Origin of the sequence: Aestuariivita sp. (assembly GCF_049276915.1) — a bacterium.
GTDB lineage: Bacteria > Pseudomonadota > Alphaproteobacteria > Rhodobacterales > Rhodobacteraceae > Aestuariivita.
On sequence record NZ_JBASXK010000121.1, the window covers coordinates 1 to 7,964 of the forward strand.

The window sequence follows — 7,964 nt, forward strand, 5'->3', positions numbered from 1 at the left end:
AAGCCGCCGAAGTGGATCACGCTGGACATGGACAGTTCCGTCATCAACCGAACGAGCGCAACTCGGTCATTCAACATCATAATCGGCATACAGTGATTGCCGGTTTCGCACGCGATAAAAGCTCGAACAAACCAAGGAGACGATACACCATGAACAAAAACTTAAGAATTCTCGCGACCGTCGCGACCATTGCGGCACTGGCCGGCTGCGTCGAAGACACGGGAACCACCGCGGGAGTGCCTGCCGTGGGAAGCTCGTCCGACCTCAGTGCGTTCCAGGGCGCGCGCGCCGGACAAGCTGAAATGGGCATCCAGAACCTTGGGTTCGAAGCGATCAGAACCGAAGGTCTGACGACCTACTGGTTCAACCGCACGACCGGCGCCTGCGCGCGGATCGTCACCTCGGACGGGCGCTACTCGTCCGTGACGATGCTTCCTGCCAAAGACTGCTGAGAAGGAGAACAGCGATGACACGTTTCATGCTTACGTCAGCCGCGCTTGCGACCGCGACACTTGTTGGTGGCTGTGTCGAGGATTCCGGCAGCGCCGGGTCCATGCCCTCGGCGGCGGAACAATCCTGCCTCCGAGCCGTGACGGTCGAGACCAGCAACCCCGAGGTCGTTTTGCTCAGCTCGAGCTTTTCCCAGGCCGGTACCGAAGTGCTGGTCGGCGTCGGCCCGAACCAGGCACCGTGGCAATGCATCGCCTATTCCGACGGCAGCACATCCCGTCCGATGTCTTTGACCAACGAAGGAACGCTTTGATACCGGATCAAAGGAAAGAATGTCTCTTCAGGAGCCCGGTAGGGCCGCCTGGCAAGCGAAGGCGGATGGAACGAGCGCTTCGTCGCAAGTTCCATCCGGGCCGCGCGATGATGCTTGACGGCTCCCGAAACGGCGGCAGGCAGATCCCGGACTTCGCAATGCCGGGCGCGATCCTTGCCCGCAGACACGAAAATCGTGGGACAGTCGCCATGTTCCACGAATTCGCAAATTGAACAGGTAGCGAATGATGCAAGCGCTCTGCAAATGGGTCGTCCGGGTGTTTGCGGGTCTGTACCTGCTGGCGCTCGTGCTCCTTGCAATCGGTGTCTTCGGGCTGTTCGGTCAGGATCGGGACCCCCTGTCAGGGGTTTACCTCGTTCCGCTTGGCTTGCCTTGGGTTCTCTGGACTGACAGTGCCCCCGACAGATGGCTTCCCTGGATCGGGACGCTTGCACCACTTTTGAACCTTGTGGGCCTTGTTGTCCTGTGTAGGGTGCTGAGGGGCATCAGCGCGAGCGACACAACGCGGAGAAGATGATGTCGGGTGCAGACTACCACTCGGACCGTCTGCTTCTTCCGGATATCGCCCGTTCCGTGGCGCTATGCGCCATGATCGTTTTCCACCTGGTCCGGGACCTCGAGGTCTTCGGCATACTCGCTCGGGGAACCACCCTGAACGACGGATGGACCATCTTCGCCCGCTCGATTGCCGCAAGTTTCCTGTTCCTGTCCGGCGTGAGCCTTGTCCTCGCGCATTCCCGCGGCTTCAGAACCGGTGCCTGGGCGCGTCGTGTCATCGTGATCGCCGGCGCGGCCTGCCTGGTGAGCCTGGCCACCTATATCGCCATGCCTTCGAACTTCGTCTTCTTCGGCATCCTCCACGCGATCGCGGTCGCCAGTGTACTTGGGGTCCCGTTCCTTTTCACCGCCGCCTGGGTGCCGATGCTCTGCGCTGCGGCGATCCTCCTTGCCTTCATAACGTCGGCGCGTTCGGTCTTCCAATCCGGGTGGCTGGCATGGACTGGGCTGGGCATGGAAGTGCGCCCCTCGATGGATTTCATTCCAATGGTGCCCTGGCTCGCGCCTTTCCTCCTGGGAATCGCCGTGGCAAAATTCGCGCCCCCGGTCCGGCTGGAACCCAGATGGCCGCAATGTTTTCCCGTGCAAGCACTCGCCTGGCCCGGCAGGCACAGCCTGGCGGTCTACCTGGTTCATCAGCCCGTTCTCCTGGCACTGGTCTGGGCCACGGCACAGGTGACATGATGAAATTGTCGTTGCATGATCGAAACAGCGACGTTTTGTTGCGGCACTCCTGCTCGGGAATGCCGACATGGCCCAATTCCCCCGATCCGAGTGCGTTGTGGCTCCGGGGGCTTTCCAGAAGGTGAACACAATCGTGACAACGTTTTCCCTCTTCTCGCGACTTCTTCCGGCAGGTCTGGCCCTTGTCGCTCTCGGGCTTGCGGCAAGCGCGGCCCAGGCGCAGATCATGGACACCACCGGCTCCATCCTTCCCGAAATCGAGGTGCGTGGACGGGGATGGGAACAACTGCGGAACCCTGCCGAATGGGTGCAGTTCCTGACCGCGCTCGTCGAGAGCACCCTGATGATCGCCGCTCTTGCCTATCATCCGGTCATACTCATCGCCCGGCGCACGCGCGCAGACTTCGACGCCCCTCGCGATCTGTTCATCTATGGCCTGATCGGCATGGTCGTGGGGTTCCTGATCATGCACCACGGGTACCTCATCGGTTTCGTACTCTTCGGCCTGGGTGGCCTGCTGCGTTTCAAGTCCGACGATGGAGCCGCCGACACGGTGCGCCTGATCCTCGTAACGCTGGTGGGGTTGTGCGTCGGACTGGATCTGCCGGTTGTCGCCCTCTTCACGACACTCAGCGCATGGGTCGTGATCTATGCGTTCGGAGGACCCGTCAATTTTTCTCTGGAGGTCCAGTTTTCAAAGGGACGCTTGGCCACGGACGCGATGATGTCGCTGCGAGATGCACTGGCGCAACACGGGTTCAAGACACGCTCGATGAGCAAATCAAAATACAAGCCCATCGCCAATTTCGTCGTCTGTGGTCCGCGTAGCATGCGTCGATCGACGCTCGAGCGGGAAATGGCGCGTCTGATGGAGACCGGCGAAACCGGCATTTCTGACTGGCATATAGACTGACCCGAAAAGCAGATGAACCCGATTTTCCCATACTGTCTGCGCGAAACCGGTCTTGCCTGGGCAGCGGCCTTTCTGGTCTGTTACGCGCCGATCGGATCCGCCGCGGCCGGGACGGATGGGAACATGGTTCTGCGTTTCGTCAAATCCCACAAGATCGCCGATCCCGCCCATGACTTCACCGAAGTGTCTGGTCTCAGCCTGGCACAAGGTGGCGGGTTCTGGTCCGTCAGCGACGACACAGCGCGCCTGTTTCATCTGGATGACGAGGGAAAAATCAGAAAGAAGTCGTCGCTGCCGTCCGATCCGGGTCTCGAAGGGGTGGCGCTCGACCCCGCGGGCGGGCGCATCCTGGCCGTGCGCGAGGATACATCCGAGATACTCGCGATTGCGCAGGACGGAACCCTGACACGTCATTCCATTCTGGCCATGGACGGTGCCGATGGCCTGGCCGTCTATTTCTCGGCCAGCGACACCAACGACGGACTTGAGGGGATCACGGTCGATCCCGAAAGCGGCGCGGTCTTCGTGATCAAGGAACGGACGCCCCGGCTGCTGATCGAGATATCCCCGGACCTCACCAGCATTCGGCGGGTGATCACCTTGACCGAGGCCGCGGGTTTCGCATCGGATCAGGCGGATGACGATCGCCTCGATGTGTCCGGCCTGGAATGGGATCCATCGCGACAGGGATTATGGATCACCAGCGATACCGGCAAGGCGATCTTCCTGTTCAGCATGTCGACCCTGCACGCCAAGGGCTGGGCCCTGCTAAGCGACGACAAGGGAAAGCCGCATCGCGTGTCCAATGCCGAGGGTGTGGCGCTTGCAGCCGACGGACGGAGCGTCTTTGTCGTCACCGACGACGGCAACAAGTCGCGTCTTCTGGAATATCGAATTGACTAGCCTACCGGGCGCATTTGGGTGCCCGTTCACACTGGAAACGGAGTTGAGAAGATGATGAAATCCTTGAAAAGCATGACCAGTCTCGCGGCGGTCTTGATCATAGCAGGATGGGCTGTGCCTGCCGCGGCCGATTTCACGACGCGCTCGGGCGGCGCGTCCGAGAATGAGATGCTGTCGCGCTCGAACCCTTCGCCCGCCGAGGGGTTGGCCTTCGTACGTCCCGTTATGACCGGGGTATTGTATCGCGGCGGGTTCAAGGGCGGTGACAAGTCCCGCACGGGCCTGTCCTCGGCGCAGCGCAAGCAGCTTTGCGAGGCAGGCTTTTCCGGTGCCATCTACGCGGATTTCGGCAAGAATACGGACTATGGCAACACATCCTGCGGCACGGGCACTATGACCTACGAGGCGGCCCGTTCGTCCCGCCCCTCTTCTGTCATGAAGGCGGTGCATGACCGGATCATGGGCAATGGAGGGCCAGTCTACGTGCATTGCATGTGGGGCGTGCATTCGTCTGGCGCATTGTCGGCGATGGCGCTTGTGCAGTTCTGCGGCTGGTCCGAATCCCGAGCAAAGGCCTATTGGGACGAAGCGCGAAACGGCGCGCCTTGCTCGGGCGGCTGCGACGCCTGGATCGACGGCAAGTTCAAGAATTTCAAGGTCGACCCCGCGCTGAACATATCGGCGGCACAACAGGCGGCAATCTGTCCGAAATGAACATCATGAGAAACCATCTAGCACTTGCCCTGATCCTGGCCGCCGCGCCGGTCACCGCGTCCGACCTCGTGCGCGGTGTCGAGAATGTTCACCAAAGTCCGAACGGCCTTGCCGAACGCTGTGTGCGTATCGCGCCGGTGCCGGGAGGAACCTACGACAAGGATGACATTGCCCAGGAAGAGACCTATTGCGCCATCGATCTCTATGCCCCGAATGTCGCCATGTGCCCCAAGACGTGGAGCACCAGTCCCGGAACCATGATCTATGAGATCAGCGACGGACCTTATGCCGGCAACCGGGCGGAATTCGAACGCAACGCCTGCAAGGAAGGAAAATCGGCAAATAGGCTGGCCAGCGAGACCCTGGCCAAGTTCAAGCCCACGATGAACGCCAAGGGCACCAGCGGCACGTTCTCTGCCTCTCCGCTGCTCTATTACCATTTTTCGCGCTACTTCGACGCGACGGTGAAAGTGCCGGTCACGGTATGGCGGTCGATCGACGCGCAGGCGCATATGGACGATGTGGCGCGCGCAGGGTTGACCCTGTCCAGCGGGAGCCACGGTGGCCGCATGAACCATGCCGGCTGGGAGGCGTTGGTCGCTGCCGAGAAGAACCCCGCCAGTTACCAGCCGACGGACGACCTGTTCACGTCGGATCGCAAGCAAATCTATGGTGCGTTGACCAGCAGTCCGGGCCATCGCTATGGCTCCGAGATCAACGGGACGCGCGTTTCGGGCTGGGGAAAGGGCCAGAACCAGGATTTCCAGAAGACGCCCGCTTTCCTAGCCCTGCGTTCAGACAAGCCGCTGGCCGAGGCGATCGAACATGGGCTGACGGAAGGTCGGAAGGATCGGCAAATCTCGAAAGACCTAGGATCGTCCGTGCCACCTCAGCAAATGGCTTTCTGGATGACGGAACTGACCGAGATTGTCTTGCTAGACTTCATCTTCAGCCAGCAGGATCGGGTTGGAAACATCGACTTCACGCCATACTACTACTGGCTTGAAGACGGAAAGCTGAAGCACAAGAAAGCCAGACATCACGAACCCGGCGATGGATCGGTGCCTGCGGATGCCATCCTGCTGCGACGGACCAATCTCAACGACAACGATGCTGGTGGTCGCGTGCAATATGCGAATTTCGCCAAGAGCACGCAAATGCTGGAAAAGCTGCGCCACATGAACGCCGGTACATACGAAAAACTGATGGCGCTGGATGGCGATCTGCAAGGTGGCGGCCAGATCTCGCAATGGCTGACGACCTCGTTCGGACTGTCCGAACGCGAGGTGGCGCAGATCGTGGTGAACACGGGACTGGCAGCCGGTCTTCTGCGGGACAGTTGCGCAAAGGGACTTCTGACATTCGACCTCGAGCCCAGGGAATTCTTCGAGACCGGCACCGTCGTCGCGCGAAAGGTGTCCTGTGATGGCAATTAGGGCAATCCTCGGCGTGGTCCTGTGGCTGATCGTCAGCGGGGCCACGCTTGCCCAGGAATTGCGCGTCGCCGTCATCTCGGACCTCAACGGCTCGTACGGATCGACACAGTACAGCCCGCGTATTGCTGACGCGGTGCAGCGCATCATTGCTCTGGCACCGGACCTTGTGATCTCGACAGGGGACATGGTTGCGGGGCAACGCCGCCCGGTTCTGAGCGAACTGGAGGTGCGCGCCATGTGGGATGCGTTCCACAAAGCGGTCACCGACCCGCTGACCCGCGCGGGGATCCCATTGGTGGTGACGCCAGGAAACCATGACGCGTCGGCCTATGGCGGATTCGAGGGTGAGCGCGCGATCTATGCGGCGGAATGGACCGAAAAAAAGCCGCAGCTCAACTATACCGACGACCGCGACTTTCCGTTCTTCTATGCGTTCCGGATGAAGGGCGTGACATTCGTGTCCTTGGACGCCACCGTCGTAGGTTCGCTTGAGGGCGGACAGGAGGCGCGGCTGCGCAAAGTCGCTGCGGGACAGGATACCCTGATCGCGTTCAGTCATCTGCCGCTTTGGCCTTTCGCGGTCGGCCGCGAGACCGAGGTGATCGGCGATCCCGGTCTGCAAGACCTGTTCGGGTCCGTCGGTCTTGACCTGCACCTGTCTGGGCATCACCACGCCTTCTATCCCGGCTGGAAGGATGGAACGGCGTTTGTAGGCCAGGCCTGTCTCGGCGGAGGCACGCGCGCGCTGATCGGTACGACGGATCGAAGCGAGCGGGGCTTCACGCTGCTCGAGATTTCCGCAGCGGGAGACATCAAGATCACCGCCTACAAAGGCGAAACGTTCTCGACCCCCGTGGACTGGACAAGCCTGCCGTCGCAACTGGGACAGGGCGCATCGTTACTGACGAGATTGGACCTGGCACCCGACGCCCGGTGATTCATCCGGGCAAGGCGGGACAATCAATTCTTCCATCAGGGTTTTCGGCTTATGGATGGCGGCTTCGCGATCTGGATTGTTGCGCTTTTCTTGCCCTGCTACTTCGGAATGGTAATCTTTCCAGCGGGTCCCGCCCGTGGAAAACCACTTCGTGTTCAGGAGTTTGCATACATGAAAATCGCATCAATAGCAGCAGTGACCGCTGTGGTCTTTTCTCTAGGCTCGACCCAGGTCCATGCCGAAATGGACAAGGATGTAGTCGCCGGTGCCCTGCTTCTGCTGGGAGCGGCCGCACTCGCGCATAACGAGGCCCGCGAGCTGTTGCAGCTACACCGGGAGACCTATCACGTCTTTTGGAGCTGGGCGGAACGCAACGTGGACGTCGCCCTGGCGGGTGGGACTTTGACCACAGCTATGGGCTGGCAGTATCGGATCGGTCACGCCATGGAGGCGAACCCCCGGTCCGCACTGAACTGGCCCATGCAAGCCGGCGGCGCGGAAATTCTCCGCCTGACCTGCATCGCACTCCGGGAGGCCGGGATCGGACTGTGTGCACCGGTCCATGACGCCGTGGTAATCGAGGCGCCTTCCGATCGGAAACCATCGCCCACGGACAACACGGCATCCATTGGCGCTGAATTGAACTGGACCAGTGGACAGTTCTGCTAGGAATTCATGTCGAGTGTTTTGGCAATCATTGTCACTGTCTGACCAACCACCAAAAGCATCACGATCATATTCCGGTGTGGCGCTGGCAGTTCCAACGCCCAGCAAGAAAAATGTTGTAACCAGAAATGCCTTGTTCAAACTTTTCAATTTGAATCACAGCAATGCTTATATTTGCGCCCCGATCCGCATTTGCAAAGGAACGTCTGATTTACCGCTTCGGCTGCGCCGATATTCACCATGCTAATACTCTGATAGTTCTAGCCACTTGGTGAACTTAGCTTTCCTATCAAGATACTGACTGGATGGATCAATCTGAAGTGGTCCGGCAAATTCGGACAGCGTGCTAAGATGTATCCAACCCGATTG

10 protein-coding genes are annotated in these 7,964 nt (G+C 60.1%); 9 read left to right on the forward strand and 1 reads right to left on the reverse strand.

What is annotated here, in order from left to right:
* The 9 genes from WAO69_RS12885 to WAO69_RS12925 all read left to right on the forward strand — a co-directional run.
* Positions 1-452, forward strand: a 452-nt coding sequence (locus WAO69_RS12885; protein ID WP_422179747.1) for a hypothetical protein, incomplete at its 5' end; no start/stop codon positions are given.
* A 14-nt stretch (positions 453-466) separates the two neighbouring features.
* Complete coding sequence (locus WAO69_RS12890; protein WP_422179749.1) at positions 467-763, forward strand: hypothetical protein; 297 nt, start codon at positions 467-469, stop codon at positions 761-763.
* A gap of 537 nt (positions 764-1,300) precedes the next feature.
* Positions 1,301-2,026, forward strand: a complete 726-nt coding sequence (locus WAO69_RS12895) for a heparan-alpha-glucosaminide N-acetyltransferase (protein WP_422179751.1) — start codon at positions 1,301-1,303, stop codon at positions 2,024-2,026.
* Positions 2,027-2,093: 67 nt separating this feature from the next.
* Positions 2,094-2,939 (forward strand): hypothetical protein, encoded by an 846-nt coding sequence (locus tag WAO69_RS12900; protein WP_422179753.1) that lies wholly within the window; start codon positions 2,094-2,096, stop codon positions 2,937-2,939.
* 12 nt (positions 2,940-2,951) lie between these two features.
* A complete protein-coding gene (locus WAO69_RS12905; RefSeq protein WP_422179755.1) occupies positions 2,952-3,842 on the forward strand; it encodes an SdiA-regulated domain-containing protein in 891 nt (296 codons plus the stop codon).
* A 72-nt stretch (positions 3,843-3,914) separates the two neighbouring features.
* Positions 3,915-4,556: a hypothetical protein gene (locus WAO69_RS12910; protein WP_422179757.1), complete on the forward strand. Its 642-nt coding sequence runs from the start codon at positions 3,915-3,917 to the stop codon at positions 4,554-4,556.
* 5 nt (positions 4,557-4,561) lie between these two features.
* Positions 4,562-5,992, forward strand: a complete 1,431-nt coding sequence (locus WAO69_RS12915) for a hypothetical protein (protein WP_422179759.1) — start codon at positions 4,562-4,564, stop codon at positions 5,990-5,992.
* Positions 5,982-6,929 (forward strand): metallophosphoesterase family protein, encoded by a 948-nt coding sequence (locus tag WAO69_RS12920; RefSeq protein WP_422179761.1) that lies wholly within the window; start codon positions 5,982-5,984, stop codon positions 6,927-6,929. The genes WAO69_RS12915 and WAO69_RS12920 overlap by 11 nt, the downstream gene beginning before the upstream one ends.
* 171 nt (positions 6,930-7,100) lie before the next feature.
* Positions 7,101-7,598 carry a hypothetical protein gene (locus WAO69_RS12925; protein ID WP_422179763.1) on the forward strand — a complete coding sequence of 166 codons (498 nt, stop codon included), beginning with the start codon at positions 7,101-7,103 and terminating at the stop codon, positions 7,596-7,598.
* A gap of 143 nt (positions 7,599-7,741) precedes the next feature.
* Here the strand turns inward: WAO69_RS12925 and WAO69_RS12930 are convergent, their stop codons facing one another.
* A complete protein-coding gene (locus WAO69_RS12930; RefSeq protein ID WP_422179765.1) occupies positions 7,742-7,837 on the reverse strand; it encodes an SEC-C metal-binding domain-containing protein in 96 nt (31 codons plus the stop codon).
* Between the last annotated feature and the right edge of the window lie 127 nt (positions 7,838-7,964).